This is a genomic window from Herbiconiux flava (assembly GCF_013409865.1).
Lineage (GTDB): Bacteria > Actinomycetota > Actinomycetes > Actinomycetales > Microbacteriaceae > Herbiconiux > Herbiconiux flava.
Window position 1 is genome coordinate 3093229 of sequence record NZ_JACCBM010000001.1, and the last position, 17952, is coordinate 3111180.

General features: G+C 72.2%; 16 protein-coding genes. 5 read left to right on the forward strand and 11 right to left on the reverse strand.

Annotation, left to right across the window (positions count from 1 at the left end; genetic code table 11):
* Positions 1–19: 19 nt before the first annotated feature.
* Positions 20–2653: an acyltransferase family protein gene (locus BJ984_RS18965; RefSeq protein ID WP_179548657.1), complete on the reverse strand. Its 2634-nt coding sequence runs from the start codon at positions 2651–2653 to the stop codon at positions 20–22.
* A 91-nt stretch (positions 2654–2744) separates the two neighbouring features.
* The gene (locus BJ984_RS14845; protein WP_179548658.1) at positions 2745–4397 is read right to left on the reverse strand and encodes a CYTH and CHAD domain-containing protein; all 1653 of its coding nucleotides are present in this window, start codon (positions 4395–4397) and stop codon (positions 2745–2747) included.
* A 67-nt stretch (positions 4398–4464) separates the two neighbouring features.
* On the opposite strand from BJ984_RS14845, the gene BJ984_RS14850 reads away from it, so the two are divergent.
* The gene (locus tag BJ984_RS14850; protein ID WP_271206544.1) at positions 4465–5355 is read left to right on the forward strand and encodes an aminodeoxychorismate lyase; all 891 of its coding nucleotides are present in this window, start codon (positions 4465–4467) and stop codon (positions 5353–5355) included.
* A 51-nt stretch (positions 5356–5406) separates the two neighbouring features.
* Here the strand turns inward: BJ984_RS14850 and BJ984_RS14855 are convergent, their stop codons facing one another.
* Positions 5407–5805, reverse strand: a complete 399-nt coding sequence (locus BJ984_RS14855) for a winged helix-turn-helix transcriptional regulator (protein WP_173181376.1) — start codon at positions 5803–5805, stop codon at positions 5407–5409.
* 116 nt (positions 5806–5921) lie between these two features.
* Between BJ984_RS14855 and BJ984_RS14860 the strand changes: the two genes are divergently transcribed.
* Both BJ984_RS14860 and BJ984_RS14865 read left to right on the forward strand, forming a co-directional pair.
* Entirely contained in the window at positions 5922–6785 is an 864-nt protein-coding gene (locus BJ984_RS14860) for an SDR family oxidoreductase (RefSeq protein ID WP_179548659.1), read from the forward strand.
* 112 nt (positions 6786–6897) lie between these two features.
* Positions 6898–8268: an HNH endonuclease signature motif containing protein gene (locus tag BJ984_RS14865; RefSeq protein WP_179548660.1), complete on the forward strand. Its 1371-nt coding sequence runs from the start codon at positions 6898–6900 to the stop codon at positions 8266–8268.
* A 91-nt stretch (positions 8269–8359) separates the two neighbouring features.
* Here the strand turns inward: BJ984_RS14865 and BJ984_RS14870 are convergent, their stop codons facing one another.
* The 3 genes from BJ984_RS14870 to budA are packed head-to-tail and all read right to left on the reverse strand — an operon-like array spanning position 8360 to position 10695.
* The gene (locus tag BJ984_RS14870) at positions 8360–9325 is read right to left on the reverse strand and encodes an LLM class F420-dependent oxidoreductase (RefSeq protein ID WP_179548661.1); all 966 of its coding nucleotides are present in this window, start codon (positions 9323–9325) and stop codon (positions 8360–8362) included.
* 60 nt (positions 9326–9385) lie between these two features.
* The gene (locus BJ984_RS14875) at positions 9386–9949 is read right to left on the reverse strand and encodes an MOSC domain-containing protein (protein ID WP_271206543.1); all 564 of its coding nucleotides are present in this window, start codon (positions 9947–9949) and stop codon (positions 9386–9388) included.
* Positions 9950–9957: 8 nt separating this feature from the next.
* Positions 9958–10695, reverse strand: coding sequence for an acetolactate decarboxylase (gene budA / locus BJ984_RS14880; RefSeq protein WP_179548663.1), 738 nt, complete (start codon positions 10693–10695; stop codon positions 9958–9960).
* 48 nt (positions 10696–10743) lie between these two features.
* On the opposite strand from budA, the gene BJ984_RS14885 reads away from it, so the two are divergent.
* Both BJ984_RS14885 and BJ984_RS14890 read left to right on the forward strand, forming a co-directional pair.
* Positions 10744–11577: a hypothetical protein gene (locus tag BJ984_RS14885; RefSeq protein ID WP_179548664.1), complete on the forward strand. Its 834-nt coding sequence runs from the start codon at positions 10744–10746 to the stop codon at positions 11575–11577.
* 89 nt (positions 11578–11666) lie between these two features.
* The gene (locus BJ984_RS14890; RefSeq protein WP_179548665.1) at positions 11667–11888 is read left to right on the forward strand and encodes a hypothetical protein; all 222 of its coding nucleotides are present in this window, start codon (positions 11667–11669) and stop codon (positions 11886–11888) included.
* A 48-nt stretch (positions 11889–11936) separates the two neighbouring features.
* On the opposite strand, the gene BJ984_RS14895 is transcribed toward BJ984_RS14890, so the two are convergent.
* The 5 genes from BJ984_RS14895 to BJ984_RS14915 all read right to left on the reverse strand — a co-directional run bounded on the left by BJ984_RS14895 (position 11937) and on the right by BJ984_RS14915 (position 17949).
* Positions 11937–13217 carry a CDP-glycerol glycerophosphotransferase family protein gene (locus tag BJ984_RS14895; RefSeq protein WP_179548666.1) on the reverse strand — a complete coding sequence of 427 codons (1281 nt, stop codon included), beginning with the start codon at positions 13215–13217 and terminating at the stop codon, positions 11937–11939.
* Positions 13218–13342: 125 nt separating this feature from the next.
* Complete coding sequence (locus BJ984_RS14900) at positions 13343–14188, reverse strand: glycosyltransferase family 2 protein (RefSeq protein ID WP_271206542.1); 846 nt, start codon at positions 14186–14188, stop codon at positions 13343–13345.
* A 53-nt stretch (positions 14189–14241) separates the two neighbouring features.
* Positions 14242–15048 (reverse strand): CDP-alcohol phosphatidyltransferase family protein, encoded by an 807-nt coding sequence (locus BJ984_RS14905; protein WP_179548667.1) that lies wholly within the window; start codon positions 15046–15048, stop codon positions 14242–14244.
* Positions 15049–15050: 2 nt separating this feature from the next.
* Positions 15051–16139 carry a glycosyltransferase family 2 protein gene (locus tag BJ984_RS14910; protein ID WP_179548668.1) on the reverse strand — a complete coding sequence of 363 codons (1089 nt, stop codon included), beginning with the start codon at positions 16137–16139 and terminating at the stop codon, positions 15051–15053.
* A gap of 127 nt (positions 16140–16266) precedes the next feature.
* Entirely contained in the window at positions 16267–17949 is a 1683-nt protein-coding gene (locus BJ984_RS14915) for a S1C family serine protease (protein WP_179548669.1), read from the reverse strand.
* Between the last annotated feature and the right edge of the window lie 3 nt (positions 17950–17952).

Genomic DNA, 17952 nt, shown 5'->3' on the forward strand with positions numbered 1-17952 from the left:
CGGCCGCGCATCCGGTGAGCTACATGACGCCCTGGGCGGCCAGCTCCCAGCGGATCGACTCGGCCACCCGCACCGCGTACTCGGGCGTCATGTGCACCTGGTCGTAGCGCGTCGGGACGGTGCCCGCGAAGGCCGGGCAGAAGCCCTGGGCGCAGGTGAAGCCGAGCGAGCTGACGACGTGGTCGCCGGTGCCCTCTGCCGCGACCCCCGCCTCGAAGGACTTCTGGAAGTCGTACCAGGTGCCGTCGACGCCGGCCGTGCAGTCCTGGGGGCTCTTCACGGGCGAGTAGCAGGCGCCGAGGTTCGCCCCGAGCGGCGGCGGCGCGAGGTAGACGACGTGCCCCGGGGTGTCGAAGCGCGACGCCAGCGAGATGGTCGAGCCCACCAGCTGGGCGACGGTGAGCGGCTGCCGGTCGGCCGCGTTGCCGAGGGCGTAGGCGTTCGACACGACCACGAGCTGCGGGGCGTCGGCGGCGATCTGGGCGGCGACGTCGGCCTTCCGCTGCGGGCACGAGTCCATCACGCCGTCGCCGTCGTTCTGCACCAGCACGTCGGTGAAGCGGCAGCCGTAGAGGCCCACGGTCGTGACCTTCCACTGGCCACCGCTGCGGTCGGCGATCTCGCGGAACGCCGGCGCGTAGGCCAGCGCCGTCGAGTCGCCGACGAGGTACATGTGGTTCGGCGCGTCGCCGCTCCCCCAGGTGCAGCGCCCGAAGTCGGGGGTACCGCCGAGGTCGAAGCAGCCCTTGGCGGGGTTGCGGCTGGAGGTCTCCGAGATGGCGGCGTCCATCGAGGGCGAGAGGTTCGAGGGCCACTCGGTGGCCGAGGCGGCGTTCCAGAGCTCGGCCTGCAGCTCGTCCTCGGGGTTGACCGGGGCGGCGGGGTCGGCGCCGACGTCGGTCTGGCCACCGTCGGTGGCGCCCGGTTCCGGATGCGCGTCCCCGCCCAGCCCCGCCGCGGGAACGCCGCTCGGCACCGCGAGGGCGAGCGGCCCCTCCCCCTTGACCGAGAGCTGAACGGTCACAGCGACCACCACGACGATCACGACCACCCCGAGGCCGGCGCCGAGGAACTGCCCGCTGAAGCGCTCGCGCCAGCCCTGCCACGCGGTGCGGCGCGCGTCGCGGAGGCGGGCGCGCTCGCCCTCGGTCCCACTCTCGAGGGCGCCACCCTCCCGGTCGGTGCCGGACGCTGCCGACGACTTCGCCGCGACTCGCGCCGGAGTGGCCGCGGGTGCGGAGGTCGACGCGGCCAGCTCGGCGCGCAGCCTCGCCCGTTCCGCCTCCGCGGCCAGGGCCCGGGCGCGGACGCGGTCGGACACCGGGGAACCCGCGCGACCGGCGGCTGTCGCGGAGCGGGGCGGCACCGGGGCGGGGGCGGGTGCCGGTTCGGGCGTCGTGGTGGTCGGCTCGACGGGATCGGGCGTCCGCGCATCCGGACCCTGCTGCACCGGCTCGGGCTCGGGCGCGCGCACGGGCTCGGGCTCGGGCTCAGCCGCCTGCGGCTTCTCGAGCAGCTCGCGCCCCCGCAGCCAGGGCGAGCGGTGCAGCGGCTGCTCGATCAGGAAGTAGGCCACGAGCGACACCGCGAGCGTCAGCCCGAGCACCGCGATCGTGACGGCGAGCGACTGCTCGGGCACGAGCAGCAGCACGAACACGAGCACCGGGAAGTGCCAGAGGTAGAGCGAGTAGGAGATGTCGCCGAGGAATCCGCTGACGGGGTTCTCGAGCGGGAACAGCCAGCGCTGCCGGCCGCCGATGCCCGCCACGATGACGGCCGCGGTGGCGATCACGGCAGGCGCAGCCCACGGCCCCGGGAACGCCATCGTCGAGTCGACGAGCAGCAGCGACGCGACGATGCCGGCGAGGCCCAGCCAGCCGAGCACTGCGCGCACCGCCGTGGGCAGGCGCGCGAACAGCGGCGCGGACACCGCGAGCAGCCCGCCGAAGGCGAGCTCCCAGACCCGCGTCAGGGTCGAGAAGTACGCGACCGTCGGGTTCGCGGTGCTCTGCCAGAGCGCCACGGCGAACGACGCCGCCGCGAGCAGCGCCAGCACGATCCCGAGCACCCATCGCTGCCGCTGCACCGGGCGAGCGGATGCGCGTGCCGCAGCGTCCCCGGTCGCCGCCGCCTCACCGTCCTCCCCGGCACCGGCCTTCGCCGAGACGCGGCGGCCGATCAGGGCGACGAGCAGCACGACGAGCACGGGCCAGACGAGGTAGAACTGCTCCTCGACCGAGAGCGACCAGAAGTGCTGCAGCGGCGAGACCGCGTCGCCCTGCCGGAAGTAGTCGGTGCCCTGGGCGGCGAAGCGCCAGTTCGAGACGAAGAACAGGGCCGAGACCGCGTCCCACGCGGTCGACCAGAAGCGGGGCTGATTGAACAGGAGCCACGCGAGCGCCGTGGTGACGACGAGCACGGTGACCGCGGCGGGGGCGATGCGGCGCATCCGCTTCGCGTAGAACCGGCGGAGCGACAGCGTGCCGGCCGCGGCGTCGCGCAGCAGGAGGCCGGTGATGAGGAAGCCCGAGATGACGAAGAACACGTCGACACCGGCGAAACCGCCGAGCGGCCAGCCGATCACGTGGTCGAGGATGACCGCGATCACGGCGAGGGCGCGAAGGCCCTGGATGTCGTGACGGCGCGAGTTCATGGCGTGAGAATCCTAGCGGGGAGGAGAGCGCTCTCCTTCCGCCGCCGGTCGAGCGCCCCGCCGGCCGGGCTGCGCCGGCGGGGCGTCATCCTCAGAGCAGGCGGCGGAGCGCCTTGCGGGCGGCATCAGCCGCGTCGAGGGCCTGCCGGGCCTGGTCGAGCGAACGCTGATAGAGCACGCCGTAGGTGAACGAGCCCTCCCCCGCCGCCTCGGCCCGGCGCGAGGTGAGCAGCACGAACTCGGCGAAGAGCGAGGCGTCGCGGTGCCGGCCGAGGGCGTCCTGCAGGTCTTCGGCCGACTCGCCGACGGTAGCGACCGAGGAGCCGAGCACGGCCGCGGCGCCGTCGGTCGAGAACTCGGCGGCGTGACGCAGCCGGCGGGCGGCCTTGCGCGAGTCGTGCAGGGCCCCGATCGCCTCGGCCTCGGCGACCAGCTCGGGGCCGTCGGCGTCGGAGTCGCGGTCGCCGGCGCCGTCGCTCGGCACCGGCAGCGCCTCCCGGATGCGCGCGGCTCTGATGAGCGCCCGGCGACCGGTGCGCTTCACGGCCTTCTTCGCCTCCTTCTTCGGCGAGGTGGTCGCGGCCCTTCCGACGGCGCCATCCGCGCCGCTCGCGTCCGCGCCCGCCCCGACGCCGGCGAACTCCTCCAGGTCCTCCAGCAGTCGGAAGTAGGGCCCCTGCCCGAGCACCCGCACGAGGCGCTGGTGCGCCTCCGCGTGCTCGGCCCGGGTGTCCTCGACCAGCCGGCGCACCGCATCCGGGTCGTCGATGCCGCGCTCCCGGGCGAAGGCGTCCAGCTCGTGGGCGGCCCAGTCCGCCCGCACCTCGAGGTCGCGCACCTCACCGAGCACCGCGCCGAGCCGGGAGAGCCGGTCGCGGAGCCCCGCCACGACCGCGTCGTCGAACAGTCCCCGATGGATGGCGAGCACGTTGCGGAGGCGCCGCACCGTCGTGCGGAAGCGGTGCACAGCGTCCTCGTCGTCGCGCCTGACCGCCGGGTCGAGCTCGACGAGCCGCTGCACGAGCTCGGCGACTCCCGCGCGCACCACGTCGGCCGCCGTGGGCTTCGCGGCCGCGGATGAGGACGACTGTGCCGGTTCGTCCGATCCGAGCCCGGTGCGCCCCAGCGCCTGCGCGAGCTTCGAGACGCTCGGCGAGACGGTGGCTCCGGCCGCGAGCAGGTGCCGCTCGATCTCGTCGAGCAGCGTCGCGCGCCCGGCGGCGGTGGCGGGCCCGGCGGGGCCGAGTTCGGCCTCCCACTCGTGCCAGACGCGGGCCGTGCCCTGCCGAGCATCCGTCGCCTGCACCGTGTCGTCGGCGATCTCGGCCACCAGCCCGCCCTCGGCGTCGCGCAGCTCGGTGACATGACGGATGGTGACGATCCGCGCCAGCGGGGTGAGCCCGTGGTCGCGCACGTGCACCCGCACGGTGTCGGCGACCTCGTCCGGCACCTCGGACGGGTCACCCGAGCCGAGCGGCCACTGCAGCTCGGTGCGGCCCTCCGCGGCCGGCAGCTTCACGTGCCAGCCCGCGTCGTGCCCGCCCTCCCTCCGCCGCAGGGCGATCCGCGCCCGGGCCAGCGCATGCTCGGCCGTGTCGAAGTAGACCGCCACGAGGGTGAACGGCTCGAGCGTCGTGACCTCGGCGACGCCGGCCGTCTGCCCGATCCCGTCGAGCGACGGCAGGGCCCGCTCGCCCTCGACGGCGTACTTGCGTTCGATCTCTGTCTGACTGGTGTGAGCCATTGCTCCGGTCTACCCCTTCACGGCGAGTTCCGCTTTCACGGCCGGGAATGCGGAGCACACTGAAGGCGTGTCCGTCCCTGTACTCATTCTGGTCACCCGGCCCCTCGACGACGAGTCCGAGGGGTCGACGGATGCGCGTCCTGCCCCGTTCTCCCAGGCCGATCCCGCCCTCCCCCACCTCAGCGTGCTCGACCTCGGTGCCACGCGCGGCGACGGGGTGTTCGAGACCGTGATGGTCGCGGAAGGAGCGGCCCCGGCGATCGACGCCCACCTCGACCGCTTCGCGGCCTCGGCGAAGCTGCTCGATCTGCCCGAACCGAACCGGGAGGTGTGGCGGGCGGCCTTCGATGCGGCGGTGGCCGCGCATCCGCCCGTCGAGCTGCTCGCGGTGAAGCTCGTGCTGACCCGCGGCATCGAGGGGCAGGACGCCCCGACGGGCTGGATCCTCGCGCAGCCCGGCCGCGACTTCAGCCGCGAGCGGGTCGAGGGCGTGCGCGTGGTGACGCTCGACCGCGGCTACCGGCACGACGTCGCCGCCACCTCGCCGTGGCTGCTGCAGGGCGCGAAGACGCTGTCGTACGCGGTCAACACGGCCGCCATCCGCGAGGCGAAGCGGCGGGGTGCCCACGACGTGATCTTCACCAGCTCCGACGGCTTCGTGCTCGAGGCGCCGACCGCGAGCGTGCTGCTGCGGGAGGGCGACCGGTTCACGACCCCGTCGGCGGAGCTCGGCATCCTGCCCGGCACGACGCAGCGCCGGGCCTTCGCTCTGCTCGAGGAGCTCGGCTACGAGACCGGGTCGGTGCGACTGCGCAGCAGCGAGCTGGGGAGGGCTGACGCGCTGTGGCTGGTGTCGAGCATCCGTCGCGCCGTGCCGGTGGTCGAGCTCGACGGCGTCGCCAAGGCGGTCGACCGGGAGCTGACAGCGCGGCTGAACGAGTACCTCGGGGAGCACTGAGGCGGGGCTCGGGCCGGGCCGGAGCAGGTGGTCGCGCCGGCCGTGCTGGCGCTATGCCGTCTCGGCGAGGCCCTGCGCGAGGGAGGTGCGCTGCACGTTGTCGCCCACCCAGCGCACCAGCGGGATGAGGAGTGCGGCGAGCTCGTCGCCGAGTGGCGTGAGGCTGTAGTCGACGCGGGGCGGCACCGTGCCCGCCGACTGCCGCAGCACGAAGCCGTCGCTCTCGAGCTGACGGAGCGTCTGGGCGAGCATCTTCTCGCTGATGCCCTCGACATAGCGGTGCAGCTGCCCCCAGCGCATGGGCTCACTGGCGAGGGCGGCCAGCACGAGCACGCCCCACTTGCTGGTGACGTGATCGAGCACGACCCGGCTGAGGCAGCCGGAGGCGAACGGGTTGCCCGGGATCGACGGGGTGTCGGAGTGGATCTCGTCCCAGATGCTGTCGGCCATCTTGCCACTCTAGGGTACTTACCGGTAAGTGGGTACAGCGATCCGGGAAGTATCCTCGGGGGGACGCAGTTCACCCTCAGGACAACGGCCCCGAGCGGGGCCCCGAAAGGATCATCATGACCATCGTCGTCTCCGGAGCCACCGGCCACCTCGGCCGCCTCACCGTCGAGCACCTGCTCGCCCGCGGCGTCGCCGCCTCCGACATCGTGGCCGCCGGCCGCACGCCCGAGAAGCTCGCCGCCCTCGCCGAGGCCACCGGTGTGCGCACCGCCGTGATCGACTTCACCGACCCCGCGACCCTCGACGCAGCTCTCGCCGGCGCCGAGAAGTTCGTGCTCGTCTCCAGCAGCGAGGTCGGGCAGCGCGCCGCCCAGCACCAGAACGCCATCGACGCGGCCGCCCGGGCCGGCGTGGCCCAGCTCGTCTACACGAGCGCGCCGAAGGCCACCGACACCACGCTCATCCTGGCCCCCGAGCACAAGGCGACCGAGGAGGCCATCGCCGCCTCGGGCGTGCCCGCCACGGTGCTCCGCAACGGCTGGTACCACGAGAACTACGACGGCTCCTACGCCCAGGCCGTGCAGTCGGGCGTCTACCTCGCGAGCACCGGCGACGGCCGGGTCGCCAGTGCACCGCGCACCGACTACGCGGAGGCGATCGCCGCCGTGCTCACGGAGGACGGCCACCTCGGCGCCGTCTACGAGCTCTCGGGCGACGTGGCCTGGACGGGCGACGACTTCGCCGCGGCAGCCTCGGCGGCGAGTGGTCGTTCGGTCGTCTACCGGTCCGTCTCGCCCGAGGAGCACCTCGCGGCACTCAAGGACGCGGGCCTCGACGACGGCACGGCCGGTTTCGTGGTCGCCCTCGACGGCAACATCCGCGACGGGCTGCTCGGCGAGACCTCGGGCGACCTCGCGCGCCTCATCGGTCACGCCACCCAGCCCCTCGAGACCTACCTCACGGCCCTGGCTGCGAAGTAGCCCGCCTCACCCTCCCTGCGCCCCGTCGACAAGTGCGATCCGGCCGCCGCAGGGAGGGTGGAACCTCCCCATTTAACGAGCTTTCATCAGGCTTTTCTGATAGAATCTCAGCATGGAAATCGACGTCTCGCTCAAGGAGATCGCCAGCGATCTTCAAGGCGTTCTGGGTGCGGCGCGCAGCAGGCTGGCGGGGCTTTCCGACGAGGCGCTGCTGGAGTTGATGGCCGACTTCGAGGCGGTTGCACGGCTGGCGTCGGCCGGGGGCGTGCTCACCGCTGGCGAGGTCGCGGTGAGGTCACGCACCGAGCTCGGCGACGAGGGGCTCAGCCGGTCGCAGAACTTCACCAGCCCGGTCGCGCTGGTCGCGAAGGTCACCGGGGCGTCGGCGCGGGCGTGCAAGGCGCGGCTCGACCTCGGACGCAAACTGCGGGGTGCGATGCTGCTCGGTGGTGGCGAAGGGCCGGCGCCGTTCCGGGTGGTCGCCCGTGTTCTCGATGAGGGCGTTCTCGGGGTCGAGGCGGCGTCGGCGATCGTGAAGCAGTGTGGGGTGCTCGCCGACCGTGGATGCTCCCCCGAGGTTGTGAGCCTCGCCGAGGAGACCCTCGTCGACCAGACCATCTCGTGCCGACTCACCGCCGACGAGACCTTCCGGGCCGCCATCCACCTCCGCGAGGTGATCGACCCCGACGGTGCCGAACCCCGTGACGAGGTGCTGCAGATGCAGCGGTCACTGACCATCGCGCTGGCCCCGGATGGGATGTACCGGGGGAAGTTCGCGCTCACCCCCGAGCAGGGCGGGATCTGGCATGCCAGCATCCGAGCGTTGCAGAGCCCGCGCGTGACCGGACCGCGATTCGTCGACGGAGACGAGTACGCGACCGCGGATGGCCGCACGCAAGCGCAGAAGAACGCCGACACGGTGACCGAACTCATCGCCCGCGCCGCAGGTGCCGACGACATGCCGCGCATCAACGGCGCCATCGCCACCGTCAACGTGCACATGACCCTCGACGACCTCGAGAAGGGCCGCGGAGTCGGGTGGATCGACGGCCTCGACCAGCCCATCCCCGCCTCCACCGTCGAACAGCTGCGGTGCACCTCCCCCACCGCCACCACCCTGTTCGGCGACAAGGGCGAGGTGCTCTACCACGGCAAGACCAAGCGCCTCTTCACCCCAGCGCAGAACCGGGCACTCGCGGCGAGGGATGGCGGGTGCGTGTGGCCCAGCTGCGACCGACCGCCCTCATACTGCGAGACACATCATGCAAACGAGTGGGTCTCGGACGATCATCCGCCCGGCCGCACCGACATCGACAACGGCGTTCTGCTCTGCCACTTCCATCACTCCCACCTGCACAAATCACCGTGGAAGCTGACCATGCAAGGCGGCATGCCCCATCTCATTCCGCCGAGATGGGTCGACACGGAACAGACACCGATCCCGACCACTCGGCGACGCACCATCCAGCGACCCGCCGCCTAGCCAGCCACCGCATCCGAGGGCGCGGCAGCACCGACGGCTGCCGCGCGCTCACGCGCTTGCCCGAGATGGGCATGGCCGGGTTGAGAGGACGCTACAGAGCGCGCAGTTTCTCCAGGAGAGGGCCGGCTGCCGTCGCCAAGAACTCGTCCTGACCCTCGTCCCCCACCTGCACCAGGGCGATGTCGGTGAACCCCGCCTCGATGTACGGCCGGAAGCTCTCCGCGATCTCGTCGAGGTCGGGCCCGCACGCGATCGAGCCGGCCACGTCGTCAGGTCGCACGAACTGGCTGGCCGCCGCGAAGCCTGCAGGCGTCGGCAGGTCGGCGTTCACGGCCCAGCCGCCGCCGAACCAGCGGAACTGCTCGTGCGCCTTCTCGATCGCCGCCTCCTTGTCGGTGCCCCAGCAGATCGGGATCTGCCCGATCGATCGCGACGGCTTGCCGGCGGTCTCGGTCCAGCCCTTCACCAGCTCGGCGTCGGGCTCGACCGCCACGAGGTGATCGCCCAGCGGCGCGAACCGCGCCACCGACTTCTCGCCCGACACGGCGAGCGCCAACGGCACGCCCTCATCGGGCAGATCCCAGATGCGTGCCGAGTCGACACGGAAGTACTCGCCCTCCCACGTCGTCAGCTCGCCCGTGTGCAGCTCGCGGATGATGTGGATCGCCTCCTCGAGCATGTCCTGCCGCGCCGAGACGGCCGGCCAGCCCTCGCCCACGACGTGCTCGTTGAGGTTCTCCCCCGAACCGAGCCCGAGGATGAAGCGCCCGTCCGAGAGCAGCTGCAGCGTCGCAGCCTTCTGCGCGACGACGGCCGGGTGGTAGCGCACGGTGGGGCAGGTCACGTAGGTGGCCAGCTCGACGCGCGAGGTCGCCTGGGCGACGGCGCCCAGCACCGTCCAGGCGTACGAGGCGTGCCCCTGCTCGGTCAGCCACGGCGAGTAGTGGTCGCTCGACACCTCGAAGTCGAAGCCCACCTCCTCGGCGGCGACGGCGTAGCGCACGAGGTCTTTCGGACCGCTCTGCTCGGTCATCAGGGTGTAGCCGAAGCGCACCATGGGAATCTCCTGTTCTGCCGGGTGATACCCCCACGCTGGCACCACCGGCCAGAACCCGCACTAGGCGAGCGGTGGCTGCACGAGCTCCGGCCGGCGGGCGACGGATGCGCGACTGCGCAGCACCGCAGACCCCACCCTCAGCGTCCCGCTCGACAGCGGCTCCACCCGCACCCCACCGCGCCCGCGCAGCGCCTTGTGCGCCCCCTCGGCCAGCACCACGTTCATCCACCCGCACGGGCTCGCCGGACGGTGCCCCTGGAACAGCACCTCCCCCTCCCCCGAGTCGAGGCTGAACTCCTGGCCGCGCAGCGCATCGACGTCGACCCCGCGCAGCAGGATGTTGCGCCGCGGCGCCGCGAGCGGGAAGGGCGAAGCCACCCCGAGCGCCTGCTGCACCCACTCCAGCGACTCGACCGCCATCACGGTCACGGCCGCCGTGCGGTGCGCCGCGCTCCGCCCGAAGAAGCGGTCGCCGACGATTCCGAGTCCGGCACGTACCTCGATCGACTCCCGGCTCTCGTCGACCCCCGCCGGTGCGGGCAGCGGTCCGTCGGCCGGCCTGCCCTCGTACCGATGCAGCGGCGACGCCAGCAGGTGCACGATCTCGACGTCATATACCGTCACGCCCGCGGTCACCGCTGGTGGTCGCTCTCGGCGTGCCGGATCGCCGCATCCACCTCGGCACCCCCCTCGAGGTCGGCATCGAGGTAGGCCGCCGAATGCGGCAGACGGATGCTCACGCCGAAGTACGTCTCGATCGCGAGCTCCCCCGTCGCCGCCGTGAGGCCCAGCACGTGGCCGCCGACGCCGCCCGAGGCGTCGACGAAGTGCAGGTGTGTGCCCGCGACGCTCACGCCCTGGAAGAAGGACGGGGCGACGAAGCCCACGAGCGTGCCCACCGCATCCGTCACCGAGACCTCGCGCTGGTCGTGCACGGCCTCGGCGAGCGGGAGGTAGGGCTTCGACTGCCGGCGCGCCTCGCGGAGCGCCAGCATGCCGAAGCGCCCCTCGAAGCGCACGGCGTGGAAGACGTTCTCGCTCACCGTGCGGGCGTGCACCTCGCCGACCAGTGATTCCAGGTCGGCGACGGCTTCGAGCGGCTCGGAGGAGTCGGCCCGGAAGGGCACCACCTCGGCGAACGCCAGGGTCTCCGACGGCGGCAGCACCGTGACCGTGCCGTCGCCGTGGAAGAGCCGGAACACGCCGTCGAGCACGACCAGCTCGCCGTCCATGTGGTCGCCGCAGCCGAGCCCGAAGTCGCCGCCCCGCGCCACCTCGGCCACCGTGAACTCACCGTCGAAGAGGCCGGCGACGAGGGCATCGACGACGGAGTACTGCTGCACGGCCTTCTCGGCCCGGAATCGGCGCATGAGGGGCATTCTCGCGCACATCTCAGCAGAACGCACCAGAGTAGAGGCATGCCCACACGTCTCGAGCGCAACATCGACCTCCTGCTGAGCGTCCACCGCCCGGCCGTGCTCGCGCATCTGCGCAGCATCCGCCGGCTGCACCCGAACGCCACGCCCGAGCAGCTGCTCGCCATCCTCGAGCGCCGCTACGTGACCGCAGTGACGAGCGGTGGCGCGGCCGTCGGGGCGAGCGCCATGTTCCCCTTCGTCGGCACCGGGGTCTCGCTCGGCCTGTCGGCGGTCGAGACCGCCGGCTTCCTCGAGACCACCGCACTGTTCGCCCAGTCGGTCACCGAGGTGCACGGCATCGCGGTCGACGACCCCGACCGGGCGCGGGCCCTCGTGATGACGCTGATCATGGGCAAGGCGGGCAGCGACCTGCTCAAGCAGATCGCCGGCCAGGCCACCGGAGGCCTCGGCCGGAACGCCTACTGGGGCCAGGTCGTCACCTCGAGCCTGCCGCAGTTCGTGGTCGGGCCGGTGGCCGATCAGCTGAAGAAGGTGTTCCTCCGGCGCTTCGCCATCGGGCAGGGCACCAACGCGGTCGGCCGCGCCATCCCGTTCGGGGTCGGGGCCGCGATCGGCGGAGTGGGCAACCTGATGCTCGGCCGAACGGTCATCCAGTCGGCGCGCTCGGCGTTCGGCGCTCCGCCCATCACCTTCCCCGAGGCCCTCGCCATCACCATCAAGGCCCCGAAGGGCGCGAAGCCGGTCGAGGTGGCCCCGCCGAAGAAGGGCGGGATGCGCATCCTGCCCCGTCGTCGTCAGGCCTCCATCGAGGCGCCGGGCCCCCGGGGCGAGGGGCCGCAGAACGACACGGCCGTGCCGGAGATCCGCATCTGAACTCCTGTGCTCCACCTGGCAGTGGTAGCCTGGTGATCGACCGAGGGTATATAAGCGCAATCAGGGGTTCGAACAAGGAGGGGGTCGTCATGAAGTATCGTGTCGCCGCCGCCGTGCTCGTCACCTTCGCGTTCCTCGGCCTCGGCTCGGCCGCCGCGTTCGCCGGCGACGATCACGAGGCACGCCCCGTGCTCGCCGAGACCGGCTACGACTTCACGCCGATGCTCGTCACGGCCGCCGTGTTCCTGCTGATCGCGGGAGTCGCTGTCATCGTGGCGAAGTACTTCGTCGCCCGCACCGGCGCGCGCTAGCCCAGCCGGCACGCGCCGCCGCCAGCAGCAGCAGCCGGCACAGCCGGATCAGTCCTTCTCGTCGGCCTCGGCCTCGGTGTCGCCCAGCGCCACCGGCTCGTCCCGCGCGTGCAGCACGGCGTTCCGCTCCCATTCGGCGAGCAGCTGCTCGATCGCGCCGTGGAACCGCGCCGTCGCCGCTCCGGGCGTCGTGTCGCCGAAGTAGTGCCGCACCCAGCGCCCGAGCCGCACGCCGGCGGCCGAGTCGTGCGAGAGCTCGTCGATCCGCGCGCGAACCTGCGGCGCCTGCTCGACGGTGAGCCACTCGCAGTCCGAGAGGTAGCCGCCCATGTCGATCTGCGCCTCGGGCGCCACGGGCCGCGTGATGAGAAGAGGCTTGCCCGTGGCCAGCCGGTCGTAGACCATCGCCGAGACGTCGACGATCGCGATGTCGGCGGCGGCGAGCTGCCAGCCGAGTTCGGCACCCGTGTCGTGCACGTGCTGCGCCGACGGATCGGCCCGGTTCGCCGCGGCGATGGCCTGGACGATCTCGCGGTCGGCCGCGGCGTAGGCCGGGTCGAACACGCCGCTGCGCGGGTGCGGACGGTAGATCAGACGGTGCGAGGGCGAGGCGAGCACGTCGCGCACGAGCGCCACGCCGTGCGAGGCGATCGAGCCGTAGGCGGCCGCCGCGCGATCGCCCTCCCAGGTCGGCGCGTAGAGCACGACGGTGCGCTCGTCGGGCGTGAACGGCGTGCGGCCCGAGTAGTGGTCGGCCTGGGGCCGCCCGATCGGGATGGCGCGCTTGTCGAAGTCGAAATCCCAGAGCACCCGCTGCAGCCGCGCGACGGCGGCGTCGCCGGCCACGAGGCTGTAGTCGTAGGCCTTGAACTGGTTCGTCGTCATGTACATCTTGTCGCTCTCACCATGATTGATGAACACGTGCCACCGTCGGCCGTAGCGCATCATCTGGAAGTTGCGAGCGTTCTGATTGACGTACAGCACGATCTTGAGCTCGTGCTCACCGAGGAAGTCCTCGAGGTCGCGCACCGTGCGCACGTAGGCCACCGGAACCGGCGACTCCTCGAGCAGCGCACTGGTGCCCGCCGGGTTGCGGCTGAGGATCACGACCGGGTGCGTCTTCGCCAGCTCGGCGAGCGGGGCGTACCACTGGCGCAGCTGGTACAGGTTCACCGGGCCGTCGGCGAAGTAGACGCCGATCTCGAAACGACGGGTCGGCAACGGCGCCCGCGAGGCGAGCTGCCCGGCCAGCCGGCGGCGCACCGAGCGCGCCTTGACGAGGTCGCGGACGACGTTCCACCCGAGCTTCGCATCGTTCAGCAATCCCACCCGACAAGGCTAACCAGGGCGTTCGGGGCCACCCCCCGAATCGGGGCCGTCCGGGGTGTTCTTTAGGCAATCGTGACCTTCGTCACCTGTCGAGCGAGCGGATGCGCGTCGCACCCCCGAGGCGCTCAGACGATCGGCGGCCGCCAGGCCCGCGCCATCCGCAGCACGGTGCGCCACGACATCGGCCGCCGCTCCCCCGCGTCGCTCCGCCAGCCCTCGGCCCAGCCGCCGAACCAGGCCTTCAGCGCCGCCGGACGCCGCGCCCAGCGCAGCAGCTGGATGCCCGTCCAGCTGCCCACGTACAGCGGAACGAGCACGGCCGGGAGGTTGCGCTTCGCGAGCCACACCCGGTTCCGCGCGTTCAGCCGGTAGTAGTACGAGTGCCGCGTCGGCTCGATCGCCGGGTGGTTCGCCACGAGCTCCCCGTCGTACCAGGTGCGGAGCCCCTGGTCCCAGACCCGCCAGGCGAGCTCGATGCCCTCGTGGGCGTAGAAGAACGGTGCGGCCCAGCCGCCCGTGCGGTCGAAGACGGCGCGGGGCAGCATCGTGGCGCCCTCCCAGACCGAGAACACGGGGCCCGACTCCTCGGGCGAGCCCTTGCGGATGCGCGGCACCCAGCGGCGCGGGTTCTCGCGCCCCTCGGGGTCGACCACCCGCGGCTGCAGCAGCCCGATCGACGGGTCGGCCCGCAGCCGGGCGACCGCGTCGGCGAGGAACGTGGGCGACGGCAGCGAGGCGTCGTCGTCGAGGAAGAAGACGTACTCGCCCGTGACGACAGCCGCCCCGGCGTTGCGGCCGGCGGGGATGCCGACGTTCTCGGGCAGGGCGAGGGTCTGCAGAGCATCCGGGAGCCCGGTGGGAGCCCAGCCGTTGCCGACGCAGACGATGTCGAGGTCGACGCCCTGCTGGGCGAGCAGCGACTCGGCGCCGCGCAGCAGGTCTGCCGGGCGCGTGCCCTGGGTGAGCAGCACCACGCCGATGGTGGGCCGGGGCCCGCCCGCACCACCCGCCGCGGTCGCCTCGCTCAGGAGCGCACCCGCTTGGACGCCATGATCGCCACGAAGTGCCCCACCAGCGCGAGCATCGACAGCGGCACCAGGGCGATGAGCAGGATGCGGTCGGCGAGCACCCCGCCGATGAACAGCCCCACGACGGCGAAGGCGAAGATCAGCATCGTCAGCTCGACCGAGTGGTAGAGCCGGTGGAAGGGCAGGAAGCGCGCAGCGCGACGCAGGCGGGCGACGAGGGCCTGGGAGGGCTCGGACTCGCCCTTCTTGTCGGCCAGCTTGTCGAGCCCGGCGTTCGCCCGGGCGACGTGCACCATGTCGTTCAGCGCCTTGTTCAGCACGATCACGAGGGCGAGCAGGAGGCCGAGGGTCGTCCAGAGGAAGTCCTCGGGCGCGTCGAACGGGTAGCCGGCGGCCCGGATGCCGAGCGCGATCGGGATGAGCGACTCGGTCGTGTAGTGCCCGACCTTGTCGAGGAACACCCCGGCGGGTGAGGACGTTCGGCGCCAGCGGGCGACCTCGCCGTCGCAGCAGTCGACGAGCATCTGCAGCTGGCCGAGCACGAGCGCGAGTGCGGCACCGCCGAGGCCCGGGACGAGCAGCGCGGCAGCGGTGGCCCAGCCCGTGAGGATCATCAGGCCGGTGACGCCGTTGGCCGAGATGGAGGTCTTGAGGAGCATCCACGTCACGTAGGGCGAGAGCCGGCGCAGATACAGCGACGCCGTCCAGTGCTCGGCGTTGCGGCGGCCGCGCACCTCGGGGGGCTGCGCGACGGCCTTGAGCTCGGCGATCGAGGTCGGCCGGGCGGAGGGGGCGTGGGGCACGGTCACCTTCCCGTGTGCGCGGTGATGTTCTTCGTGAGCTTCAGGAATCCGAGGATGAAACCGAGGCCCCAGCTGAAATGGATGCACGGCAAGACTACGAGAAACCAGGCTCCTGCGCGTGCGCCCTGGCTGCGCGCCGCGCCGAGGGCCGCGACCGCGACGAAGACGAGGTAGACGAGCGGCACGACGAAGCCCGCGGTCAGGATCGCGCCGGTGGTGCGAGCCGCGTCGTCGCCCGCGACCGCGAGCGTGACGAGCCCGGAGACGCCGAGCAGGAAGCCGAGCGCCGCGGCCGTGACCATGACGGGCGGCACGAAGTACTTCAAGGCGTTCGCCGTGAAGAAGCGGCGGGCGAGCTCGCCGCGCCAGAGCCCGGTCGAGAAGAACTGCCGGGCGAGGCGCTCGAGCGAGGGGCGGGGCCGGTAGGTCACCACGAGCCGGGGCGTGAACCAGACCGTGCCGCCCGCCTCGCGGAGGCGCCGGTTGAGCTCCCAGTCCTGGCCGCGGCGGATGTCCTCGTTGAAGAGGCCGACCTTCGTCAGCCAGGCGCGCTGGAACACCCCGAGGTAGACGGTCTCGGCCGGCCCCTCGACGCCGCCGACGTGATGCGCGCCCCCGCCGAGGCCGGCCTTGGAGCCGTAGGCGTGGGCCACCGCGCGCTCGAAGGCGGTGGTGCCCTCGGCCTGCATGATGCCGCCGACGTTCGCCGCATCGGTGCGCACGAGCGCCTCGACCGCGATCCGGGTGTAGTCGCGCGGCAGCAGCGAGTGGGCGTCGACGCGCACCACGACGGGGTAGCGCGAGGCGCCGATGGCGACGTTCAGCCCGCTGGGGGTCGACCCGGTGGGGTTCTCGATCACCCGGATGCGCGGGTCGACCGCGGAGAGCCGCTCCACCAGCTCGGTCGTCCCGTCGATCGAGGGGCCGAGGGCGACGATGACGTCGAAAGGCCCGGTGTAGTCCTGGTCGAGCAGGCTCGCGATGGCGGCCTCCACGTGGGTGACCTCGTTCAGCACGGGCATGACGTAGGAGACGCCCGGCAGCCCGGGGTCGGCGTGCTCGGGCGCTGGCGGGCCAGAGAGGTCGGTCATCGCATCCGCTCGTCGATCGTGGTGCTGGTCGTGCCGCCCGGGACGACGGAAGGCCCGCCGCCGCTGGAGTGCGACGACGAGCCTATCAGCCGGGTGATCCCGGGCTCGGGACGGTGCAGGGGATGCCCTAGCCGGCGAGTTCGCCGAGGGTGACGTCGACCGTCTGCGACTTGCCGTCGCGGAGGAAGGTCAGCTCGGCGCTGCCGCCCGCGGGCTGCGTGCGCACCAGCGCCGTGAGGTCGATGGAGTCGGTGACCGGCTGGCCGTTGAACGCGGTGACGATGTCGCCCGCCTTCAAGCCCGCGGCCTCGGCGGCCCCACCGGAGCTGACGGAGTCGATGTAGGCGCCGCCCTGCGTGCTGTTCGGCTGCGAGGCCGCGTCGGCGACGGAGGCGCCGAGCAGGCCGTGGGTGGCCTTGCCGTTGTCGATGATCTCACCGGTGACGCGCTTGACGAGATTCGCCGGGATGGAGAAGCCCACGCCGATGTTGCCCGACTGGCCGCCGCTCTCGCTGCCGGAGCCGGCACTCGCGATCGCCACGTTGATGCCGATCAGCTCGCCCTTGTCGTTCAGCAGCGCGCCGCCGGAGTTGCCGGGGTTGATCGCCGCGTCGGTCTGGATGACCGAGAGCGAGATGGACTGCTGCTGGGTGGGGGCCTGCTGCTCCTGCTGCGGGTCCTGGCCCGGCAGGTCGAAGTTCCAGAAGTCGTACGGGCCCTGCTCGCCCTGGTCGGGGCTCGGGTTCGTCTCGGTGTCCTCGGGAGCGGCGGAGGAGGCGACCGTGATGCTGCGGTTCAGCGCGCTCACGATGCCGTTGGTGACGGTGCCGTTCAGCCCCAGCGGGGAGCCGATGGCCACGGTCTGGTCGCCGACCTCGAGCTCGGACGAGTCGGCGAACTCGATCGGGGTGAGGTTCTTCGCGTCGGTGAGCTTGATCACGGCGAGGTCGGCGACCGGGTCGGTGCCGACGACGGTGGCATTGTAGATCGTGCCGTCGTTCGCCTGCGCCTTGATCTCGGCGCTGCCGGTCGCGCCGTCGAGCGTGACCACGTGGGTGTTCGTCACGACGTAGCCGTCGGCGGTGAGCACGACGCCCGAGCCGGTTCCCGCAGCGCTGTCGCCCGAGGCCGAGATCGTGACGACCGAGGGCGAGGCCTTGGCCGCGACCGCGGTGACGAGGTTCGCGTCGTCGGGGTCGTTCACCGTGATGCTGGTGGGGCTCGAGGCCGAGTTCGACGAGGTGCCGTCGTTCTGGCTGACGACGAGGGCGGTGACGCCGGCGCCCGAGGCGCCGCCGATCAGGGCGCCGATGGCGAGGGCCGCGATCAGTGCGGGGCCGCCGCGGCGCTTCTTCGGTGCCTTGGTCGCCTTGTTCTGGTCGGCGTAGGCGCCGGAGGCGGCGTACATCGCCGAGTTGAAGTTCGGGTCGTGCGGAGCCGTGGCGTAGGGCTGCGTGCCGTTCGGCGGGGTTCCGAAGGAGCCGTTGCCGTAGTGGGCGGGCTGCACGGGCTGGCCCTGGGGGGCCGGGTAGGCGGGGCCGGCGGGCGGCGTGAAGGCGGTGGGCTGCTGCTGCGGGGCCGGGTGCTGCTGGGGAGCCTGCTGGTGCGGGGCCTGGTGCTGCTGCGCGTCGTACGGCGGGAGCGGGGTGGTGGCCTGCGTCGGGTTCGGCGACTGTGCTGGGGTGATGGGAGGGACGACGGCTGTCGTGTCGTCGTGGTGCGCGGGCGCCGTCTCCGAGGCCGGAGCGTCGTGCTTCGGCTGCTGGTCGTCGGCCGGAATGCCCTCGGGGTTCTCGGTGCTCTCTGACATGTG

Bases quoted from the DNA above. Each gene is read 5' to 3' on its own strand.
- BJ984_RS14865 (WP_179548660.1), top strand. From the start codon at position 6,898: ATGGAAATCGACGTCTCGCTCAAGGAGATCGCCAGCGATCTTCAAGGC.
- BJ984_RS14890 (WP_179548665.1), top strand. From the start codon at position 11,667: ATGAAGTATCGTGTCGCCGCCGCCGTGCTCGTCACCTTCGCGTTCCTC.
- BJ984_RS14910 (WP_179548668.1), bottom strand. From the start codon at position 16,139: ATGACCGACCTCTCTGGCCCGCCAGCGCCCGAGCACGCCGACCCCGGG.
- BJ984_RS14845 (WP_179548658.1), bottom strand. From the start codon at position 4,397: ATGGCTCACACCAGTCAGACAGAGATCGAACGCAAGTACGCCGTCGAG.
- budA (WP_179548663.1), bottom strand. From the start codon at position 10,695: ATGCGCCGATTCCGGGCCGAGAAGGCCGTGCAGCAGTACTCCGTCGTC.
- BJ984_RS14885 (WP_179548664.1), top strand. From the start codon at position 10,744: ATGCCCACACGTCTCGAGCGCAACATCGACCTCCTGCTGAGCGTCCAC.
- BJ984_RS14915 (WP_179548669.1), bottom strand. From the start codon at position 17,949: ATGTCAGAGAGCACCGAGAACCCCGAGGGCATTCCGGCCGACGACCAG.
- BJ984_RS14855 (WP_173181376.1), bottom strand. From the start codon at position 5,805: ATGGCCGACAGCATCTGGGACGAGATCCACTCCGACACCCCGTCGATC.
- BJ984_RS14860 (WP_179548659.1), top strand. From the start codon at position 5,922: ATGACCATCGTCGTCTCCGGAGCCACCGGCCACCTCGGCCGCCTCACC.
- BJ984_RS18965 (WP_179548657.1), bottom strand. From the start codon at position 2,653: ATGAACTCGCGCCGTCACGACATCCAGGGCCTTCGCGCCCTCGCCGTG.
- BJ984_RS14870 (WP_179548661.1), bottom strand. From the start codon at position 9,325: ATGGTGCGCTTCGGCTACACCCTGATGACCGAGCAGAGCGGTCCGAAA.